General features: G+C 60.7%; 19 protein-coding genes. 3 read left to right on the forward strand and 16 right to left on the reverse strand.

All coding sequences use genetic code 11. The annotated features are described in order from the left end of the window. Window positions 1-125: 125 nt before the first annotated feature. The 3 genes from JAO77_RS06140 to JAO77_RS06150 all read right to left on the reverse strand — a co-directional run bounded on the left by JAO77_RS06140 (window position 126) and on the right by JAO77_RS06150 (window position 2,583). Window positions 126-767 (reverse strand): hypothetical protein, encoded by a 642-nt coding sequence (locus JAO77_RS06140; RefSeq protein WP_198989391.1) that lies wholly within the window; start codon window positions 765-767, stop codon window positions 126-128. 138 nt (window positions 768-905) lie between these two features. Further along, entirely contained in the window at window positions 906-1,349 is a 444-nt protein-coding gene (locus JAO77_RS06145; RefSeq protein WP_198989392.1) for a DUF2147 domain-containing protein, read from the reverse strand. A gap of 664 nt (window positions 1,350-2,013) precedes the next feature. Beyond that, window positions 2,014-2,583 (reverse strand): C40 family peptidase, encoded by a 570-nt coding sequence (locus JAO77_RS06150; protein WP_198989393.1) that lies wholly within the window; start codon window positions 2,581-2,583, stop codon window positions 2,014-2,016. A 108-nt stretch (window positions 2,584-2,691) separates the two neighbouring features. On the opposite strand from JAO77_RS06150, the gene JAO77_RS06155 reads away from it, so the two are divergent. Beyond that, window positions 2,692-4,563, forward strand: coding sequence for a M61 family metallopeptidase (locus tag JAO77_RS06155; protein ID WP_198989394.1), 1,872 nt, complete (start codon window positions 2,692-2,694; stop codon window positions 4,561-4,563). Window positions 4,564-4,656: 93 nt separating this feature from the next. Here JAO77_RS06155 and JAO77_RS06160 read toward each other — a convergent pair whose 3' ends face one another. The 8 genes from JAO77_RS06160 to JAO77_RS06190 all read right to left on the reverse strand — a co-directional run bounded on the left by JAO77_RS06160 (window position 4,657) and on the right by JAO77_RS06190 (window position 11,587). Continuing rightward, on the reverse strand, window positions 4,657-6,594 hold the full coding sequence (locus JAO77_RS06160) for a KUP/HAK/KT family potassium transporter (RefSeq protein WP_198989395.1): 1,938 nt from the start codon (window positions 6,592-6,594) through the stop codon (window positions 4,657-4,659). Between the two features lie 114 nt (window positions 6,595-6,708). Next, window positions 6,709-7,395, reverse strand: a complete 687-nt coding sequence (locus JAO77_RS06165; RefSeq protein ID WP_198989396.1) for a hypothetical protein — start codon at window positions 7,393-7,395, stop codon at window positions 6,709-6,711. 9 nt (window positions 7,396-7,404) lie between these two features. Beyond that, window positions 7,405-8,127 carry a BamJ family beta-barrel-assembly machinery protein gene (gene bamJ / locus JAO77_RS06170; RefSeq protein ID WP_235998222.1) on the reverse strand — a complete coding sequence of 241 codons (723 nt, stop codon included), beginning with the start codon at window positions 8,125-8,127 and terminating at the stop codon, window positions 7,405-7,407. A 65-nt stretch (window positions 8,128-8,192) separates the two neighbouring features. Further along, entirely contained in the window at window positions 8,193-8,327 is a 135-nt protein-coding gene (locus tag JAO77_RS24350) for a hypothetical protein (protein ID WP_262712148.1), read from the reverse strand. A 91-nt stretch (window positions 8,328-8,418) separates the two neighbouring features. After that, window positions 8,419-8,907 carry a DinB family protein gene (locus JAO77_RS06175; RefSeq protein ID WP_198989397.1) on the reverse strand — a complete coding sequence of 163 codons (489 nt, stop codon included), beginning with the start codon at window positions 8,905-8,907 and terminating at the stop codon, window positions 8,419-8,421. Window positions 8,908-9,022: 115 nt separating this feature from the next. Continuing rightward, window positions 9,023-9,439, reverse strand: a complete 417-nt coding sequence (locus tag JAO77_RS06180; RefSeq protein WP_235998223.1) for a YybH family protein — start codon at window positions 9,437-9,439, stop codon at window positions 9,023-9,025. A 165-nt stretch (window positions 9,440-9,604) separates the two neighbouring features. Continuing rightward, the gene (mtgA, locus tag JAO77_RS06185; RefSeq protein WP_213019318.1) at window positions 9,605-10,366 is read right to left on the reverse strand and encodes a monofunctional biosynthetic peptidoglycan transglycosylase; all 762 of its coding nucleotides are present in this window, start codon (window positions 10,364-10,366) and stop codon (window positions 9,605-9,607) included. 72 nt (window positions 10,367-10,438) lie between these two features. After that, entirely contained in the window at window positions 10,439-11,587 is a 1,149-nt protein-coding gene (locus JAO77_RS06190) for an App1 family protein phosphatidate phosphatase (protein ID WP_198989399.1), read from the reverse strand. 124 nt (window positions 11,588-11,711) lie between these two features. Here JAO77_RS06190 and JAO77_RS06195 point away from each other — a divergent pair, with 124 nt between their 5' ends. Next, complete coding sequence (locus JAO77_RS06195; RefSeq protein ID WP_198989400.1) at window positions 11,712-12,830, forward strand: DNA topoisomerase IB; 1,119 nt, start codon at window positions 11,712-11,714, stop codon at window positions 12,828-12,830. A gap of 88 nt (window positions 12,831-12,918) precedes the next feature. On the opposite strand, the gene JAO77_RS06200 is transcribed toward JAO77_RS06195, so the two are convergent. Next, window positions 12,919-14,406 carry a hypothetical protein gene (locus JAO77_RS06200; RefSeq protein WP_198989401.1) on the reverse strand — a complete coding sequence of 496 codons (1,488 nt, stop codon included), beginning with the start codon at window positions 14,404-14,406 and terminating at the stop codon, window positions 12,919-12,921. 290 nt (window positions 14,407-14,696) lie between these two features. Between JAO77_RS06200 and JAO77_RS06205 the strand changes: the two genes are divergently transcribed. Beyond that, window positions 14,697-16,313, forward strand: coding sequence for a hypothetical protein (locus JAO77_RS06205; RefSeq protein WP_198989402.1), 1,617 nt, complete (start codon window positions 14,697-14,699; stop codon window positions 16,311-16,313). A gap of 122 nt (window positions 16,314-16,435) precedes the next feature. Here the strand turns inward: JAO77_RS06205 and JAO77_RS06210 are convergent, their stop codons facing one another. The 4 genes from JAO77_RS06210 to lpxD form a co-directional block, all read right to left on the reverse strand. Then, window positions 16,436-17,059 (reverse strand): ABC transporter ATP-binding protein, encoded by a 624-nt coding sequence (locus tag JAO77_RS06210; protein WP_198989403.1) that lies wholly within the window; start codon window positions 17,057-17,059, stop codon window positions 16,436-16,438. Next, entirely contained in the window at window positions 17,049-17,852 is an 804-nt protein-coding gene (gene lpxA, locus JAO77_RS06215; protein WP_198989404.1) for an acyl-ACP--UDP-N-acetylglucosamine O-acyltransferase, read from the reverse strand. Before lpxA ends, JAO77_RS06210 begins: the two co-directional genes overlap by 11 nt. Window positions 17,853-17,963: 111 nt before the next feature. Beyond that, the gene (locus JAO77_RS06220; RefSeq protein ID WP_198989405.1) at window positions 17,964-19,361 is read right to left on the reverse strand and encodes a bifunctional UDP-3-O-[3-hydroxymyristoyl] N-acetylglucosamine deacetylase/3-hydroxyacyl-ACP dehydratase; all 1,398 of its coding nucleotides are present in this window, start codon (window positions 19,359-19,361) and stop codon (window positions 17,964-17,966) included. Window positions 19,362-19,484: 123 nt separating this feature from the next. Then, complete coding sequence (lpxD, locus tag JAO77_RS06225) at window positions 19,485-20,525, reverse strand: UDP-3-O-(3-hydroxymyristoyl)glucosamine N-acyltransferase (RefSeq protein ID WP_198989406.1); 1,041 nt, start codon at window positions 20,523-20,525, stop codon at window positions 19,485-19,487. Between the last annotated feature and the right edge of the window lies 1 nt (window position 20,526).

Below are 20,526 nucleotides of genomic sequence, written 5' to 3' on the forward strand. Positions count from 1 at the left end.
GAATATAATTCCCTGCGTTCGGCATGAGGGCCTCAGACTAGGCAGTAGATGTGCTTCCCTGCATTCAGCACGGCCATAATCGAAAATCTTAATCAGGCTCTTGCACAGGCTTACGCTAGCGACTGCTACTGCCAGTACTCTGCGATGCGGGCACGGGTATCTGCGTCGGGGGCGGGGGCGTCCAGCAGGGCAGTCAATAGCTCCTCAAACGACTTGGGCGCGGTGAAATGCGACTCGCGCACGGGGTTGCTGCTGAGACGAATAAACATCGGCTGGCCATTTACGCTCACCAAGTCGAGCGTGATGAGGCCGTAGCGCTGGTTGCAGCGGCCACATTCGGCGCAGTCGGTGGGGTTAGGCTTGAAAAGCTGCTTATGCACCGTTTCGTGGTGCTGCTCGTGGCGGCGCTGGCGCTGGTCGTGGCAGGCGCGGTGGTAGCCCAGCGCCGTTACGCGCTCGCCCAGCAGCTCGTAGAGGTGCCCAAAATTGCCCGGCCCGATGCTGGGGTCATAAAACAAGAGCGCGCCTTGGCGGCCTTCTTCGCGCAGCAGCTCCACACGCAGGCCGCGCTTGCCGCCGGCTCCGCCTTTGCGCAGGTGGTAGGCTTTGTAGTAAGGCGCTAGCCAGTTGCGGTACACCTCCTCGGCCACCCAGCGGGCGTGCTGCTGCGCTTGCTCGGGCGTGGGCACCCGGGCGGGCTGCCAGGTGGCTGCCGCTGCATCGGCGCCTGCGCGCCGCCCAAAAAGCTGTTGAAGAAAGTGTATCACCCTTGCTAAAACCGATAAGCCGGACTGCGGGAAAAACACCTCCTAGGGCAAATAGTTTCGGTTTGGTAGGGGCTATTAACAAAAAACAGCGTCTTTTCCGGGCGGAAAAGACGCTGTTCTAAAAGAATCGTTTTACGGCTATTTTACCCGCGTCCAGGTTTGCGACTTGCCAATGAGCGAGAAGCCGATGTAGCCCTTCACTTCCATGGTGTTGGCGCTCTCCATCTTCATGTAGCACGAGTAAGTTTTGCCGCTTTCGGGGTCGTATATCTTGCCGTTATCCCACTTATTATCACCGTCGTAGCTAAATCCTTCCATGAACACTAGGCCCAGGCGCGGGCGGGTGCGCAGCTTGGGGTCGGGGTTTTTGGTATCGACCTTGGGCTTGCCGGTTGCGGGGTCGTTGGGTACGGCCAGGGTCACGAGCTTACCGCAGAGCTTATCGCCACACTTATAGATTTCGAAGGTGGCTTTCTTTTCAGAATTAGTCCAGATGCCGAGCGGCGAAAGGGTTTGGGCCTGGGCTGACTGGCTGGCTAATCCTAGCCAGAGCGCTAGCAGTAGCAATACTGATTTGTACATCGTGAGAGAGCGGGGAATATGGGGGGTTAGAAAGAGGGGCAAGCTAAGGTAAAAAAATCGCTTCCCAGTGCCTATTCGCAATTATGCGGCCAATTTTCATCGGTGCCTCACGGAGTGGGAACGCGGTGTCTTCAAAAACAATTGCCTTGACTTTCAGACTAATGCTGCCCAAACACCCCCTAGGGCCTTAAAAAAGCTTCAAAAGCTTTGAACCTATGTCCCGGCAATTAACTTTACCTATCAGTAGCGAGTGCTACGGCCCCCTTCAAGCAGCCCTAAGGTGCTGGGAAGCGCGATGGGGGTTATGTCGAACGTAAAGAAAGGAGGTACAAAATGTCTAGTAGTCCCAACCAAATCCTGCCGAGCCTGTCCAATGTAGTACGCGTCACCGCCGTACTCGCCTAATACACAGCTCGGCGGAGGGCACTGCGGTATCGCGGCTCCCTTTCGTTGGACAGGTCTTACTGTGAGACGTCGGCGCTGTACCCCAGCGAAGCCGCTCGGTAAGATTTGAAGGATTAGATGCCTGGTTGGCCCGATGGCGTTCGCAAGAACGCCGGGGCCGACCGGGCATCGCTTTTTTATAATGAGCAATTGGCAATGAACAATGGGTAGCCCGCTTATGCAGGGAATACTCATTGTTCATTGCCAATTGCTCATTTATTTAAATGACCCGCCGCACTTGCATAAAGCGCTGCTCGTAGCCGCTGCCCTCTACCTGGCTGATTTTGACGCCCGACTCGCGCCGGGCCGAGGAAGAGTGCACAAAGCGCAACGGCGTCTCGCCTAGGTCCGAGATAACGATGCCCGCGTGGCCAGGCGTGGTACTGCCCGGCGCTGTGCCTGTAAAAACGACAATGTCGCCGGGCCGCGCCTGGGCGCGGGGCACCGGCCGGCCCACCCCAATAAGCAAGCTGGTAGAGTGGGGCATATCTACGGCGAAGCGGCCAAACACAAACCGCACGAAGCCCGAGCAGTCGAAGCCCGTGGTGGGGTTGCTGCCGGCGTAGCAGTAGTTGGTGCCAAGCTGCGCCAATGCAAACCGCACCACGCTATCGGCCCGCACGGGGCGCGGCCGGCGCGCCGACGCGGGCCGCCGCTCGACCACCGACAAGATGGGTAGCGCCGCTTGCTGGGAAGTAGAAGCGGGCGCTGCTGCCGGGTGCTGGTAGTGCCAGCCCGCGGCGAGCACCACCGCGAGCAGTGTACCAAAAAGTAGCCAGATAAAGCGCATAAGCAAGCTAAACGGATAGATAGTGCTCAGCCTAACGCCCAGGGCATGGTTGAGGTTCGCGGTCCCTTTGGGTTGGCGTAGCCCGGTACGGGTCGTTTCTTTGTGGGTATGCTAAAAACCGCTTCTGCTTTAGGCCGCGCCACGTTGGTGCTAGGCCTGCTGGCGGCCGTACCCGTGGCCGCGCAAACCAAGGTTAAAACCAAAGTAAAAAAGGGAAACACCACGGCCACGGCGGCGCCCGCCGACAAAGGCAATGCTAGCCTGCGCTACACCCTGGCCATGCCCGCACCCCAAACCCACTACTTCGAAGTGAAAATGGAGCTGCGAGGCTTCGACCGCGAGTACACCGACATCAAAATGCCCGTGTGGGCGCCGGGCTCGTACCTGGTGCGCGAGTTTGCGCGGCACGTCGAGCGCCTGCAAGCCACGGCGGGCGGCCAGCCGCTGGCTGTGGAGAAGCTTGATAAAAACACCTGGCGGGTGCGCCACCCCAAGCAAAGCAGCTTTCAGGTGAGCTACGGCGTGTACGCCTACGAGCTAAGCGTGCGCACGAGCTACATCGATGCCGACCACGGCTTCGCGCTCGGCAGCAGCATCTTTATGTACCCGGCAGGCTACAAAGACCTCAGCAGCCAGGTAACAGTGCAGCCCGCCGCGGGCTGGAACACGGTGAGCACCGCACTGCGCCCGGCCACGGGCATGCAGAAGTTCACGTATCAGTCGGCCAACTACGACGAGCTAGCTGATTCACCGATTGAAGTGGGCAGCCAGAAAGTGTTGAACTTCACGGCCAATAACACGCCACACCAGATGGCAATGTTTGGTCCGTTTACCGCCGATGAGCCCCGCCTGCTGGCCGACATGAAGCGCGTGACGGAAGCGGCCCAGCGCGTAGTAGGCCAGAACCCGCTCGACCATTACCTCTTCATCGTGCACCACACCGAAGCCGGTGGTGGGGGCCTCGAGCACCTCTACTCGACTACCCTAGGTGCCCGGCCGGGCACGTATAGCTCAGAAGTGGGCTACAAGAATTTTATGCGCCTAGTGGCCCACGAGTACTTCCACCTCTGGAACGTGAAGCGCATCCGACCCATCGCCCTCGGGCCGTTTGACTACGACCGCGAAAACTACACGCACATGCTGTGGGTAAGCGAAGGCCAGACCGAATACATGGCCAACCAGATAACCCAGCGGGCGGGCTTCTACACGCCGCAGGAGTATTTCGACATTCTGGCGGGCGTAATCAGCGGCGTCGAAAACCAGCCCGGCAACAAGTTTCAGCCAGTGGCCATGTCGAGCTTCGACGCCTGGATTCGGGGCTACCGGCCCGACGAAAACTCGCGCAACTCGGAAATCAGCTACTACGACAAGGGCGAGCTAGTAGGCATGGTGCTCGACCTGATGATAGTGCAGGCTACCAACGGCCAAAAGCACATTGACGACGTGTTTCGCCTGCTCTACGACAAGTACTACAAGGGCCTGAAGCGCGGCTTTACTGACCAAGAATACCAGGACGCCGTGGCCGAGGTGGCCGGCCGCCGCTACGACGATTTCTTTCAGAACTGCGTGTATAACACCCGCACCCTAGACTACGCTACGGCCCTCGGCTACGTAGGCCTGGGCATCACGAGCGCCCCGGCCAGCCCCAATGGCAGCCTAGGGGCCACCATCGCCAGCCGTGGTGGCCGCTTTATGGTCACGTTCGTGAAGCGCGATGGCGTGGCCTGGAATGGCGGCCTCAACGTGAACGACGAGATACTGCAGCTCAACGGCGCCGCGCCCACCGAAGACGCTCTCAAGCAGGCCATACTAGGTAGCCCCGCCGGCACTACCCTCAAGCTGCAAGTGAAGCACGGCGCCCAAACCCATGACCTCAGCCTGACCCTAACGCCCGACCCCGACCGCAAGTACCAGATTCAGCCCCTGGCTACCGCCACGCCCGACCAGCAGCGCCTGCTGGCCAAGTGGCTCGGCAAGTAGCCTAGGTAGCCGCTCTGGCTGCTAGCAACAAAAAGCCCCGACCTAGGAAACTAGGTCGGGGCTTTTTTAATGAAAGAGAATCGCTGATGCCATCTAGGCGATGCGCGTTAGCGCTACCTCCCGCACCGGAGCAATTACCAGCGGTACTTTCTCTACTTTCACCGATGAAGTGTCGAGGCCGAAGTATTGCGGCTCGGACGAAATGAACTGTCGGATATAGAAGTAGGCTTGCATCACGAGCTTCTCCATGGTGGGGAAGTCGTTTTCGATGGACAAGTACTTCTCTAGCACCACAAAGCGGAAGTCACCCACCACGTGCTGCTTGCTCAGCGAGGCGTAGCGCGAGGTAATATCCACTTCCTTGTTGCGCACCAGGTCTTCGACCACCTTGCGGAAAAACAGGTTGATGCGCTGTTGCACCCGGAAGCCCAGCCGGAAGTTGATGCGGAACACGTCGTCGGAAGCCAGCTCGGTTACCTTGTACTCCATGGTATACGGCTCATCGGTGGTATCGACGTGAATAAACCAGTAGATGTCAGCGCGCTTGGGCCGCTTTTGGAAGATGGAGTAAATGATTTTTTGCTCAATCTCGCTGGCCCGCTCGGCCGAGGTCAGGAACACCAAGTGCGTAGCGTACTTCGGCACCGATTCGTCGTTGCTGAGCTGCTTGAGCGGCTCGATGTAGGGCTCCATCTTTACGAAGTCGGTGAGGCGGCGCTTGATGTAGAACGCCTTCAGCCACACGTACATCACGCTCATCAGTGTAGCGCCGATGGCCAGCGATACCCAGCCGCCATGCGGGAACTTGACGAGGTTGGCCACTAGGAAAGACCCCTCAATGAGCCCGTACACGAGCACAAACAAGAAGATGAGCGGCGTCGCCACCCGCTTGATGCGCCAGAGCCACACCGTGAGCAAGATGGTGGTCATCAGCATAGTAAGCGTGATGGCGAGGCCGTAGGCCGCTTCCATATTGGAGCTTTCGCGGAAGAACAATACCACGCCGATGCAGCCTAGCAGCAGTAGGCGGTTCATGCTGGGCACGTAGAGCTGGCCCTTCACATCAGTAGGGTAGTTGAGGCGCACTTTGGGCCACATATTCAGGCGGATAGCCTCAGCCACCAGCGTAAACGAACCCGTGATGAGCGCCTGCGAGGCAATAATGGCCGCTACCGTGGCCAGCGCAATGCCGGGCAGCAGGAACCACGACGGCATCAGCTCATAAAATGGGTTGCGGCCATTTAGCTGCTGGTTTTGGTGCGCCAGCAGCCATGCACCCTGCCCTAGGTAGTTGAGCAGCAGCGTCGATTTCACGAACGTCCAGCTAATGCGGATGTTTCCTTTGCCGCAGTGCCCTAGGTCCGAGTACAGAGCCTCGGCCCCGGTGGTGCACAGGAATACGGCCCCGAGCAACCAGAACCCGCCAGGATAGTTCACCAGCAGGTCGTAGGCGTAGTAGGGGTTAAGTGCCTTAAGCACGGTCGGGTCCTGGGCAATCCAAGTGGCACCCAAGATGCCGAGCATGCTGAACCACAAAAACATGATGGGGCCGAATGCCTTGCCTACTATCTGGGTGCCAAAGCTTTGCAGCAGGAAGAGACCCGCAATGATGCCAATAACGATGGGCACCGTCGGAATACTAGGATACTTGGCCTGCAAGCCCTCGATGGCTGACGCTACCGAGATAGGTGGCGTAATGACACCATCGGCCAGCAGCGCCGCGCCCCCAATAATGGCTACGGCCGATAGCCAGGCGCCCCGCCGCCGCACTAGGGCGTAGAGCGAGAAAATGCCGCCCTCGCCGTTGTTGTCCGCATTTAGCGTCAGCAGCACGTACTTGATAGTCGTTTGCAGCGTCAGGGTCCAGATAACGCAGGAAATGCCGCCCAGCACGAGCTTTGGCTCGATAAGGTCCGGCACAATGGCCTTCATCACGTACAGCGGCGAGGTGCCGATGTCGCCATAGATAATACCGAGCGCAATGAGCAGCCCGGCCCCGGATATGGCGGTGTGGGAGGATTTAGAACTCATAAAAAACGGTTCGGGTAGAGAAATGCAGCAAGTAGGGCAATAAGTAAGCAGGCGAAGCCCAGTGCGCTGCTAGCGGAGGTATATCGCCCGCAGCGCCTGGTTCATTACAGCCAGCTAGTACGCGGGTGGAGGAGGAAAGGTAGCGGCGGGTATGGTGGGCGCTTGCTGGGCGGCTTCTGCCTCAGCCAGGGCCAGCAGGTAGGCTGCTTCGGCCGCCACCCAGTCGTGGGTGCGCGCAATGCGGCGATTCAGCTCGCCTACCAGGCGCTGCCAGAGCGATAAGTCGCCGGGCAGCGCGAAATGCGCGGCAGAGCTACTGAGCCGCCATAGCCGCAGCCGGTTGGTGCCGCGCTGTCCATACGCTAGCAGCAGCGCCGTAGTCGCCATGCCCAGCATGGCGGGCCCGGTGTGCAGCCAGTTTTGCAAAAAGGCGATGAGCACTACAGCAAGCCCTAGGCTCCCTAGCAGCACCCACAGCACCCAACGCACGTGGTGCACTTCGGCTCGCTCCAACTCGCGCAGCCCAAAGGTTTGGCCGAGAACCGTCAGGTGCGTGTCAGTTAGCACCAAGCGGCCATCGGGGCTTTGCACGGTGGGCAGTGGTGGTAGTGGTGGGGGCGGGGTCGGTAGCTCAACTACCGGAGGCACAGGGGCCTCCGGTAGCGTGCTTGCAGCAGGGGTAGAAGGTGCCGGTGGGCGGTCGCCGGCAGTAGCAGTACTGCTCAGCACCCAGGCCGGGGCCGATACCCTAGGGCCCGCAGCGGGCGGGTCGGGCTGGGCGGCGGGCGACGGCTCGGGCACCACGGCGGCTCAGTTATTTACTTTTAGCAGTTCCACGTCGAATATCAGCGCCGAGTCAGGACCGATATCGCGGCCAGCGCCACGCTTACCGTAGGCCAGGTCCGAGGGGATGTACAGGCGCCACTTCGAGCCTTCGGGCATCAGCTGCAGGGCCTCAGTCCAGCCCGCAATAACCTGGTTTACCCCGAACGTAGCCGGTTGGCCGCGCTGGTAGCTGCTGTCGAACACCTTGCCATTGATGAGGGTGCCGTGGTAGTGCGTAGTCACCGACGAGCGGGGGCCAGCTTTCTTGCCACTGCCTTCGGTAAGTACTTCGTACTGCAGGCCGCTAGGCAGCGTCGTTACGCCGGGCTTGTTAGCGTTTTCCGCTAGGAAGGCTTCGCCTTCCGCTTTGTTGTTGTTCATAGAGTTGGATTGGGTGTCATCGTCTTCATCTTCCATGCCTCCGCCGAGCTGCTCTTGCAGCTGTTGCATGGCGGCTTGCATCTGCTCTTGGCTCAGGCGGCTGGGCTGGCCCGAAAGACCTTCCTTGAGGGCGGCGGCTAGGGTGTCGATGTCAAGCTCCAGGCCCTGCTGCGCAAAGTTGCGGGCCAGGTCACGGCCGATGATGTAGCTTACTTGTTGTTGGTTGGTGTCGAGCGTCACAGAGGAAGTCGAATGTAGCAGCGGGCCCGATAGCCCGGTGTGCTGATGGGGAAAAATGAGTGGGCAAATGTCGGTGCCAGCGCTCAATGCCTACGCAAAAAGCCCCGCCAAGGGCGAGGCTTTACGCGTAAAAATAAATGCAAAATGCAGGCTTACAAGTAGTGGTGGTCTTCTTCACCCTGAAGCGAGAAGGTCAGATTGAGCGTGGCCAGCCGGGCCGTGAGGTAGCTGAGCGAGCCTAGGCCGCCCAGGAGCAGTAGCGAGGAGAAGGCAGTTGTCTTTTTCATACTCGTGGTGACTGAGTGGCTAATGAGCTAGCAAATATACGAAAACTACAATCAAAAGTAGTAGGCAAGCCGACTAAATTTGCGTGCTCGGCTAAGCCTGGGCGGCACTAGCCGCCTCAGCGGCATTCTCTTGCATTTGGGTCAGGTGGCGGCGGGCGTGTTGGGCCAGAAAGTAAGCGTATTCATATACGTTGAGCTTGCCTAGGTCATTCACGCTCATAGTAGTTTGGTGCAGCAGGCCTTCTCCATTGGGCAGTTGGTCGAGGTACCCTAGGGCTTGGCCCAGCTGGTCGCGCAGCTGCTGCCGAATAGCGGGCAGCAACCGCTGGTTGAGGTGGGGCTGCATGTGGTCGGGCCGCGCCCAGGTAAAGCCGTGCAGCACCCCAATTGCCGCCAACTTCTGGTTGGGAAATTGGTAGGTGGCCAGCTCCGCAGCTAAGTCGCGGCCTTGAGTGTTGGCTAAGGCCTTGGCAGTGCCTTTCTCAATCAGAATGAGTAGGTAGTGATTGGCAAGGCCAATGTGGGCCAAGACTTCATCAATAGTCCAGCCTAGGTCGGCTGGCCGGTATGCCCGTAGCACCGCCGGCTGGTCGAATCAAGCATCGACCAAAGCGAACGTTTCGGTCAGGTAGCTTTGCAGTTCAGCGAGTAGGCTGGTGATAGTCATGTGCGTGGCGGCAAAAGGTGTGCAGTTGCTAGCTAGAGTGGTCGGCCACAATGACCCACTGACCACCTAAGCGCCGAAAAATCAGCAGAAACTGGCCCTGCAGGTCGCCCGCAGCCGCACCGGGCCGCGCTAGGTGCCAGTGCCCTACCACCTGTGCCACGTCGGCTGAGACCGGCGTGATGCGCAACTGACTAAAATCGAGCTGCCCCATCTGGGTGAGGTCGGGGTAACTTTTGCGGTAGTTATCGAGAGTAGGTTGCCAGCCGTAGGTAGGGCCGCTCTTCCCGATAAACACCACCGAATCGGAGCGCCAGTAGCCTGCCATGAATGTGGTAAGGTCGCCCTTGTTCCAGGCAGCAACCTGGGTCGCTAGCACCTTGGCAATGGCTTGGCGAGTGGCGGCCGGGGTAGGTGCTGGGGGCGCCGCGTAGGAAGTTGCGCTCAAGAAAAAGCTTAAAGCGAGGGTAGGCAACAATCTGTTCATGGAATGTTTATGAAGTGGCGAAGCTAATGTAGTGGTCCAAGCAAGCTAGGTGTTGCACAGGCAATACTTCACGCCGCCGGTCCTTTGCCACCTAGGTCCCTGCCGCAAGCGCGGAATTGCTGAAGCTTAGTTATTGAGCAAGGTTGCCACGTAAGCCGACCCGCCCAGCGAGCGCATTTTGCGCAGCACGCGCAGTTGCTTGGCCCGGGCCTGCGGCCCCGGCTGGCCGGCCCGGAAGCGCAGCGGATTGGGCAGCACGCCGGCCAGCAGGGCGGCCTCGGGCGGGCTGAGGCTACGGGCCGGTTTGTGAAAATAGCGCTGGCTAGCGGCCTCCACGCCGAAGGTGCAGTCGCCCATTTCGGCCACGCTCAGGTACATCTCCATAATGCGGCGCTTGCTCCAGAGCGTTTCGATGAGGATGGTAAAGTACGCTTCGGCGGCCTTGCGCACGTAGGAGCGGCCATGCCAGAGAAAGACATTTTTGGCTACCTGCTGCGAGATGGTGGAGCCGCCGCGCACGGGCTTTCCCTCGGCGCGGTTCCAGTTGTACTTCGCCGCACTCCACATGCCATCCAGGTCAAAGCCATGGTGCAGCAAAAAGCGCTGGTCTTCGGAGGCCACCACGGCCAGGGGCACGCTGGGTGCCACCTCATCGAGGGTGCTGAAGCGGTAGCCCACGTGGCGCGGGTCGGCCTGAATGCCGTAGTAGCCTAGGCCCACCGGTGCGTGGGCGCGGCGGTCGAGCATGAGCCAAGTGGCGGGCGGCGGCACCCAGCGGTACACCAGTACCCAGGCCACCGAAACCAGAAACAGGGCCGCCGCCGTTTGCAGGCTCACGCGCACCACGGTGCGCCAAGAGGGAATAAGATTTTGTACAGCTTGGGCCAAAACGTGGGGCGAAAGGAGATAAAGAGCGAGCGGCAAAGTTCGGGCAAGGCCTGCGGGCCGCCAAACCCGGTATTAGTCCTCCCGGCTGGCGGCGACCACTTGCGCTAGCCCCTCGGCCGTGATGAGCCCTAGGTCGGCCGCATGCTTGGCGGCGGCTGTGTAGTCGGGCACTACCACTAGCTCTACCTTGCCTTCGGCGCGCAGGGCGTCGGCCACTGGTGTCACCAGGGCGGTGCGGGCGGGCACACCCACATCGCGGATGTAAATAACCAGGATGCGGCCTGGGTATTGGCGCGCCACCTCAGCGTAGATGTCAGCGTCGTGCTGCCCGCTGTCGCCCAGCAAGATAAAAGGCAGGTCGGGGTAGGTGTCTAGCAGCTGCTTGATTTCGCGCAGCTTGTGGCCGTGGTGCAGCGAGTCGTTGCTAGAGGCTACTTCGCCAGGGCGCAGGGCTGGGGCCCGCAGCAGCGAGTCGCGCAGCAGCATGGGCCCCAGCGGAATGCCACGCAGCCGCAAGAAGTCTTCCAGTACGTCGTACAGGTTCCAGGGCGAGGAGCTGACGTAGAAAAACGGGTTGTCGGGCCGCCCGCTTTGCCCGTGCTGCAAGGCTTGGTAGAAGGCCGCCACGCCCGCCAGCGGCTCGTGCGAGTGAGCATTGCGGAAAAGCACCGTGCGCAGCATCCGCAGCATGTGCGTGGCGCGCGTCACTATTACGGTATCGTCGAGGTCCGAAATAACCCCGAACTCGGCCGTGGTAGGCGGGATGAGCACCTGCGCCGTAGCCCGCACCGCCCCGTGCAGCCCCCGAAAGCGGTGCGGCAGTTGGCTCAGCTGCACCGGCACCGGGTGCCAGAGGTAGTCGCGGGCGGCGGGCAGCTCGGGCGGGTCGAGGGCCAGCGTGAAGTAGCCGCCCTTGTCGGTGGTGACGTAGGTATCGAGCCCGCCTGGCATGGTCACCAGAATGCGGGCGCCGGCTATCTCGCGGCTGTTGAAGCGCCGGTACATCGCCTGGAAATTGCGCCAGGGCGAATCGGCCTCGGTTTGGGGCGTGAGGCCACGGTCGGCCAGCAAGCGCCCTTTCAAGTAAAAGCGGTGCGGCGTGCCGTAGCTGCGATACGCATCGAGGTGCAGGGGGCGCAGGCGACCTAGGCGGGCCGCCGTGCGCGTGACCAGCGCATCGGCCCAGTCGAGGGCATCCGAAAACCAAAGGCCTAACTCCATCTGACAAACCTACGCCCGACGAGGGTTTTCTGGCCTCATGGTGGGGGTTTCTTGCTGTGCTTACTCTCCTTTAAATGCAGAATTACGTAAGCCTCTTTACTTAATATTCTTCTGCTCCGCGTCCATGCCCACCGCCACCCACGCCGCTCCCCGCCCCAAAACCCGCAAAAAGCACTTGGCTCCGCTGCCCGACCTCGCTGCGCACGAACTCTACAAAGACCCCGCCCGCCAAGCCGAGCTGGCTGGCTTGCACTACGGCACCGATGCTGGCCCCGGCCTGCGCCGGGAGGCCGCCGCGGGCAAAGGCGAGTTTCAGTACTTCGATGCGAAGGGCCACGTAATCAAAGATGCCAAGACGCTGGACCGCATTCACAGCTTCGTGATTCCGCCGGCCTGGACGGAGGTGTGGATTGCGCCCGACCCCATGCTGCACTTGCAGGTGACGGGCCACGATGCGGCCGGCCGCAAGCAGTACCGCTACCATCCGGCCTGGGACGCCGCCCGCTCGCTCACCAAGTTTTCGCGCTTGCTGGCCTTTGGGCAGAAGCTCGGCGCCCTGCGCCAGCAGCTTAAAAAAGACCTTGACCGCCCCGACCTCGACCGCGATAAAGTCGTGGCCCTGGTACTTACGCTCATGGACCAGTCGTTCATTCGCATTGGCAACGAAGAGTATGCCAAGAAGAACAAAAGCTACGGCCTGAGCACGCTGCTCGACAAGCACGTGAAAATTGACGGGGCCGACTTGCGCTTTTCCTTCGTTGGCAAAAAAGGCGTACCCCACGACGTGACCCTGCACGACCAGAAGCTGGCCCGCCTAGTGCGCAAGTGCAAGGAGATTCCCGGCCAGCACCTGTTTCAGTTCTACGGAGCCGATGGTCACCGTCACCCCCTAGAGTCGGGCCACGTAAACGAGTACTTGCATCGGCACACCGGACTAGCCCTGTCGGCCAAGGACTTTCGCACCTGGGGCGGCACCGTCAAGATGGTGAGCTGCCTCGAAGCCGTGCTGCACGCCGAACCCGACCTAGGGCCTGAAAAAGTGATACGCAAGGCCGTAAAGGAGGTGGCCACCAACCTAGGTAACACGCCTACTGTGTGCTCCAAATATTACATTCACCCGCAGGTGGTCGAGCTATTCAAGTCGGGCAAGCTCATCGAGTACCTGCGCCGCCATGATGCTGACCCCGCCGACCAAGACGAACTCTCGCCCGTCGAGCACCTCGTGCTAGAAATGCTGGCGTAAATATAAAGCAGTGAGCAATAAATAAGGAGCCATGAGCAGGCTGCATACTGGCACTGCTCATGGCTCCTTATTTGTTGCTCCTTGAAAGCTATTCGTCGGCCAGACGGTCGTAATTTTCGAAGGCTTCCTTCTCGGTGCGGGGGCGGGGTACGTCGAGGTTGCCGTTGGCTTCTTGACTAAATTCAACCCTAGGCGCGTTGGCGGGGCGCACTACGTCTTGGTCGGCGCCTCCGTGCAGCACCAGCGGCATGCCCCGGCCGGTTATTTCAAAAGTATCGTTGCCGCCCAGGCCCTCCAGGGTCAGCCGGCGCGTTTCTTTGCTGAAGTAGGTGCGCTGAAAATAAAGCGAATCGGCCCCTAGGGCCCGGCTGTAGATGCGCACGGTAGTAGAGTCGGGGGTGCGCTGCACCTGAAAAAAATCGGGCTGGTCGGTGCCGGCCACAATGGGCTGGCGGGCCTTCAGCAGGTAGTACTTGCGGGCCACGGCGGGCAGCTGGTCGCGGCGATGCTTCAGGTCGCGGAGCAGGCGCTTGCCTGCATGGGCATACACGGGCGGGGGCAGGCGGTGCACGGCGCGGGCCAAGGTTGAGTCGGGCAGGTGCTGCTGCACGTAGCGCGCCGCTTGGTCGAAGTCGCGGCGCGTGAGCTCGGGCATGCCGCGCTGGTCTACGAAGCGGCCCTGGCCGGTGAGGGCCTTCACATCGTGAATCCGCTTCTTGAACGTAACCAAATGGCGTACCGTGAACTTGCGCGTGCCCAGCCAGCCTACCAGCCCGTCCGAAACGCGGTAAAACGTTTGGTCACGGTCTTTGGGCACGGGCGCGTAGCGGCGGCGGGTGGGGTGGGCCGGGTCGGGCAGCACGGCCCACTGCCATTGCCCAGAGTGGCGGTCCCAGTCGCCAATGAGTACATCAAGCAGACGCGCCCGCAGCAGGGCCTGCTGGTCGGGTCGGTCGGCAGGGCTAGCGTAAATGCGCTTACGCATATCCTCGTCGCTGATAAACTCCCGCGCTTGGGGAAGCAGCGGCGAGCTGACCTGCTTGCCGTTGTACTTCTCTTCTAGCAGCACCATTTTGCCGCGCAGGCGCTCATTGGCATCGTCCACCGTAAACCTCGTTTCGGAAGAATCGACGTAGAAAATGCGTGGGTGCGTGTGCGGCACCCCCAGCGCCTGGGCCAGCGGCGGCACTACCAGGGCCCCGTAGGGGTTGCCGGCCGAAGTGCCATCGCGCAAGGCATTAGTCACAAAGGTTTTTTGATAAAACTTGGGTAAGATGCGTGCGGGGTCTTTATCGAGCGAGCGCAGCGCGTAGGTGCGGCCATCGGCCGCCGTCAGCGTTAGGCTGGTGCTCTGAAAGCCACCGCCCAGCTTAGTAGGCTTCAGGGGGCCCGCGTCCTTATCGGCCGAGGCGAGCCGAAATACGGGTACCCGCACTGGCGTCGCCCACAGCGCCCGGTGGTGCGGCCCCATAAAGCGCCTGAAAAGCCAGCCGTGCTGATTGTAGTGGCGGCCTGCCGTGGCCCACACGCTATCGGCCGAGGCCTGGCGGGCAGGTGCTACCGACTGTGGGCGCACCTGCGCATCGGACTGAAAAAAATCCTTGCGCGCACAACCTGTAGTAATGCTTAGCGCCAGACTACAATAAAAAAAAGAAAATGTAAAAGAGCGCAAAGTCGAAGCAATAGTAGCGGTGGAATAAGCCGCAAGGCATTTTACTACTTCAACGCAGGCCAGCCGGAAAAGATAAGCTAATCTGCTAGCGGCAACCCCGACCCGCTAACTGCGCTATAAAGCGGGCCCAGCGCCGCCCGCCGGCCGCTCTGCCTGGGCCAAGCGAGTTAATAAGCCAGTGTCAGGTTAAGCTAGTGGTTGGTAGCAAAGTTTATGACGTAAGGAAGGGCTGGCTGACGCTGCTAGGTGCGCTGCTGAGCGGGGGATTTCTGGCCGCGTGCAGCGAGCCAACCGCTTCGGTTAGCGCAGCCGACCGCCCGGTATTCGGGCCTGACTCGGCCTGGGTGCGGGTGGCGGCAGGGGCGCACTATGCCCAGCGCGGCTGGTGGTGGCAGCGGCTGTGGGGCCAACACTACCGCCAGCTGTGGGCCACGCCCGTAACGGCCCCCGTACTGCGCCTAGGGGCCGCCGAGCTGCTGCCTGTGCAAGTGGGCGGCAGTTTCCAAACTAATACCCTGCGTCTGCACACCGCCGATGGCCGCACCTTTGTGCTGCGCTCGGTCGACAAAGACTTGAGCCGCAGCCTGAACACCGGCTTAAGCCGCTTGGTGGCGCCCGTGCTGCGCGACCAAACCTGCGCCGCACCACCTTATGGGGCGTACATCGCGGCGGTGCTGGCCGAGGCGGCGGGCGTGTACCACACCAACCCGCGCCTGGTCTACCTGCTGCCCGACACGGTGCTGGGTTCTTTTCGAGCACAGTTTCGGCCCGCGCTCTACCTGCTAGAAGAGCGCCCCGACCGCAACCAGGCCCACGCCCCGAGCTTTGGGGGCGCGCGCCTAGTAATGGGCTCGGAGCAAATGCTGCGCACCGTATTGGCCCGGCCCACGGCCCACGTAGCGGCCCGCGCCTACCTGCGCGCCCGGCTGCTCGACCTTTTGGTGGGCGACTGGAGCCGCCGCGCCGACCAGTGGCGCTGGGCCGCCTTTGCCAAAGGGGGCGACCTAGAGCTGCGGCCCATTCCGCGCGACCGTGACCAAGCCTTTTTTCGCTTCGATGACGGCTGGCTCACGCGGGCCTTGTCGTGGGTGCGGCCCCGCTACCAAACCTTTGATGCGACCCCCACGCTGGCGCAAGTCGACCCACTTACCGTCACGGCCCGCCCGCTCGACGAAACGGTGTTGTCTCTGCTGCCCGAAGCAGTTTTTCGGGCCGAAGCTGACTCGCTGGCGCGGCGCCTGACCGATTCGGTGTATGCCCAGGCTCTGCGCACTGTGCCGCCCGAGGTGCGCCCACGCATGACGCACGAGCTACTGCCCGCCCTGCGCGTGCGGCGGGGGCTGCTGCCCGCGGCGGCAGCCCGCTACTTCCGCGCCCTGCAAGTAGATGCTGCCGTGATAGGTAGCGATGCCGCCGAGCGCTTTGTGGTGCAGGCAGCAGGCCCGGGCCGTGTGCACCTGCAGGTATGGGCCCAGCGCCCAACGCGCCCCGACAGCCTCTTGGGCGAGCAGCACTACGACGTAGCCCACACGCGCCGGCTGCGCATCTATGGCCTGGGGGGCAACGACCAATTTGAGCTGCGCGGGCACCTAGCGCCGGGCTTCGCAGTGTGGCTAGATGGGGGCGCGGGCACCAATCGCTTTGTGCAGCTGGCGCCTGCTACCGGTGGCCTAGGCCTGCGGGTGTACACAGGGCCCCACGACCAGCGGCAGCTTAGCCCGGCTGTGCACGTGCGGCCTTTGCCTGCTGCGAGCCGCAATGCGGCCAGTTGGGTGGCCACGTACTATCGGCTTCGGCTTGGTAGTCGATGAGGAAATACCAGAAACTTAAACCCAATAAATGCAGCTAGGTAGGCTAATGTAGTTGAAGATATACTTCTAACTAAAAGTGACCTAATGCAATAGTCCAACACGCTATTAGCGCGAGTCTCACCTCAGGTTTGATAGTCGGTAATGCGCACCTGCTCTTCGCAAAACGCATACTCGGCTGGTACGTTGGACGAGACAATCACCAGGCGCTCGGCCGTGCGCACCCGCGCTACGTGCTCTAGGTACCAGGCCGTGCCCGTAGCATCGAGGTTGGTGGTGGGCTCATCGAGCAGCAGCAGTGGCGTGGCCGCGTACAGCGCTAGACCGAGCTTGAGACGCTGCTTCATACCCGACGAAAACTCGCGCACCGGCTGGTGCCGCGCTTTTTCTAGGTACATCAACTCAACCAGCCCCACCGCTGTCAGGCCCGGCTGCAAGGGCTTGAGGCGAGTATGGAAAGCCAGCAGCTCTAGCAGGGTAAAATCTTCGGGCAAGTCGAGGTAAGGGGCGCAGTAGGCCAGCTGGCGCGGTACCTCGGCCACGGGCAGCGCCCGGCCCCCTAGGGTGTAGTGCACCTGCCCGGTAGTAGGTAGCAGCTGCCCGGCCAGGATGCTAAGCAGTGTACTCTTGCCCGCGCCATTCGGCCCGAGCACGGCCGTAGCCGTGCCGGGCTGAAAGACGTGACTCAGCTCCTTAAAAATCCATTGGCGGCCGTAGCGCCGGCCTAGCCCTTGGGCCTCAATCTGCACTTTCTTCGCTTTTGCGGCGGCCTGGTCCTTTGATAATACCGCGCTCGGCTGCGTGTACAAAGCTGACGACTAAGTCGCGCTCGGCCGAAGGAGCTATCTCGGCTTCGATGCGCGCGAGGGCTTCTCGCATACCTAGGCCGCTCAAGTACAGAATGCGGTAGAGCTCGTGAATCTGGTGCACTTGCCCCTCGCTAAAGCCCCGGCGGCTCATGCCCACCGAGTTGACGCCCGCATACGTCAGCGGTTCGCGGGCAGCCTTTACGAAGGGCGGCACATCGGAGCGCACTAGCGAGCCGCCCGCAATAAAGGCGTGCGCCCCAATATTGGTAAACTGATGGATAGCCGAGGTACCCCCAATAATGGCCCAGTCGCCCACCTGCACGTGGCCGGCCATCTGGGTGGAGTTCGAAATCACGCAGTGGTTGCCCACTAGGCAGTCGTGGGCAATGTGCACGTAGGCCTGCAGCAGGCAGTGGCTTCCCACCACCGTGCGGCCCTGCTCCACGGTGCCGCGGTTCACGGTCACGCACTCGCGCAGTACGGTATAGTCGCCTATCACCGCAGTAGTGACTTCGCCCGCAAACTTTAAATCTTGCGGAATGCCCGCCACTACGGCCCCCGGAAATACTTGGCAGTTGGCCCCAATGCGGGCCCCATCCATGATGGTCACGTTAGGGCCAATCCAAGTGTTTTCGCCAATCTCCACGTCGCCATAAATAGTAGTAAACGGCTCAACGGTAACCCCCGGCGCAAGCCGGGCAGCGGGGTGGATATGGGCGAGGGGAGAAATCATTGGGGGTCAATTATCAGGTAGCAATGAGCAATTAACAATTATCAAGCGAAAGCAAAAGGTGGTTGGAAAACAAGCAGTTTGCTAATCGCTCATTAATAATTGTTCATTGATTTAAACGTTGTCTTTGCGCACGATAGCGGCGCTCATCTCGGCGTCGCACACCACTTTGCCGTTCACAAAGGCCTGGCCTTTCATCTTGGCAATGCCGCGCTTAATAGGCGCCGTAAGCTGGCAGTGGAAAATAACGGTATCGCCGGGCAGCACTTTCTTGCGGAAACGGGCATTTTCGATACCTAGGAAATACTGCCAGTAGTTTTCGGGGTCGGGCACGGTGTTCATGACCAAGATACCGCCCGTCTGGGCCATGGCCTCAATCTGTAGCACGCCCGGCATCACGGGGTTGCCGGGAAAGTGACCCTGGAAGAACGGCTCGTTCATCGTAATATTTTTCACGGCCGTCACCATTTGGCTGTCCAGATGAATGACTTTGTCGAGCAGCAAGAACGGGTAGCGGTGCGGCAGCACCTGCATGATGCGGTTGATGTCCATCACCGGCTCGCGGGCGGGGTCGTACACCGGCACCGGGCTGGTTTTGTCTTCCAGCATCTTCTTCTTGATTTTCTTGGCAAACGCCACGTTGGCCGCGTGGCCGGGCCGGGCGGCCAAGATTTGTCCCTTCAGCGGGCGGCCCACCAGGGCCAGGTCGCCCACAATGTCGAGCAGCTTGTGGCGGGCGGGCTCGTTTTTGTGGCGCAGGTCCACATTGTTCAGAATGCCTTCCTTCTTTACCGATACCTTGGGCTTGCCCAGCATGGCGGCTAGCTCATCGAGCTCGTGCTCGCCCACGGCGCGGTCTACTACCACGATGGCATTGCTTAGGTCACCGCCCTTGATGAGGTTTGACTTGTAGAGGTATTCTAGCTCGTGCAGAAAGCAGAAAGTGCGCGACGACGAAATTTCGCTCTCAAACAGGTTGATATCGGTGAGCGTGGCGTGCTGCGAACCTAGGACCGGCGAATTATAGTCGACCATTACCGTGAGGCGGTAGTCGGCTAGCGGCAGGGCCGCTATCTCCACGCCGCGGGCGTTGTCGACGTAACGGATGGTGTCGGGTATCTCGTAGTAGTTGCGCAGCGCGTTTTGCTCCTCAAAGCCCACGGTGTGCAGCGCCTTGATAAACTCCGCCGACGAGCCATCCATGATGGGCGGTTCGGGGCCGGAGAGCTGAATCAGTACGTTGTCGAGCTGCAAGCCCACCAAGGCGGCCAGCGTATGCTCCACGGTGTTGACGCGGGCGCCGTTTTGCTCGATGGTGGTGCCGCGCGAAAGGTCTACTACGTTGTCAACGTCGGCATCCACGATGGGCTGACCGGGCAGGTCGGTGCGCTGAAACTTGTAGCCGTGGCCCACGGGCGCGGGGCAAAAGGTCATGGTGGCCTCCACGCCGGTGTGCAGCCCGATGCCCCGCACGGTCACGGGGGCCTTGATGGTGTGTTGCTTGTCGTTCATTCTTTAGCCGTAAGCTTTTGGCTGTTAGCTGTTAGCTTTTTAAGATAAGGAGTGCATTGCTGCATGATTGAACAGGGCTAACAGCTAACAGCTAATAGCTAGCAGCTCAAATCGACCGCAAAGCTAAAGCTTTTCCAGTGCTGGCTGGCTTTTTTCCAATGCAGTAAGGCGACGTTCCAATTCGGGCAGGCGGCGGTAGACGGCCGTAGCGCGCTGGTTTTCCTTGAGGCCAATAGCTGGGAAGCCTTGCAAAATCTGGCCTTCAACTTTAGTGGATTTCTGCACGCCGCTTTGCGCCGTGATGGTGGTGCGGTTGGCCAGGGAGATGTGGCCTACCAAGCCTACCTGCCCCGCCAGCACGCAATAGTCGCCCACTTTGGTCGAGCCCGAGATACCGGTTTGGGCCGCGATAACGGTGTGGCGGCCAATCTCGACATTGTGCGCAATCTGCACTAGGTTGTCAATTTTAACGCCTTGACGGATAAGCGTTGAGCCCATCGTGGCGCAATCAACGGTAGCATTGGCCCCGATGCTCACATCATCTTCCAAGATTACCTGGCCAATTTGCGGAATGGCCTTATAGGAGCCGTCGGTTTGGGGCGCAAAGCCAAAGCCATCGGACCCCACCACCGCGCCGGCCTTGATGACGCAGCGCTGCCCGATAACAGTGTCGGCGTAAATTTTGGCGCCGGCGTGAATGATAGAATTGTCGCCAATGCGCACCCGGTCGCCGATGTAGGCGTGCGGAAAAATGAGCACATTTTCGCCTAGCACGCAGCCCTCACCCACGTAAGAAAAAGCGCCACGGTAGTGCCCCGGCCCAATGGTAGAGCTAGCGCCTAGGTGGCTGGGTTCTTCCACGCCGCGCCGGCTAAAGCGTGTGGCTTGCTGATAAAACTCCAGCAGCTTGGTAAAAGCTGAGTAGGGGTCGGCCACCCGAATAAGGGTGGCGGCCACTGCCTGGCGTAGTGCCAGCTCGGGGCTCACGATGACGGCCGTAGCTTTGGTAGTATACAAAAACGGCTCGTATTTGGCGTTTGCCAAAAATGCCAATGCCCCGGGCCCGGCCTCTTCGATTTTTGCCAGGCTAGACACAGTGGCGTTTGCGTCGCCCTCTACGGTGCCGCCCACTACCTGGGCAATCTGACCAACGGTAAATTTCATA

The sequence above is a fragment of the Hymenobacter sp. BT559 genome, assembly GCF_016427535.1.
GTDB lineage: Bacteria > Bacteroidota > Bacteroidia > Cytophagales > Hymenobacteraceae > Hymenobacter.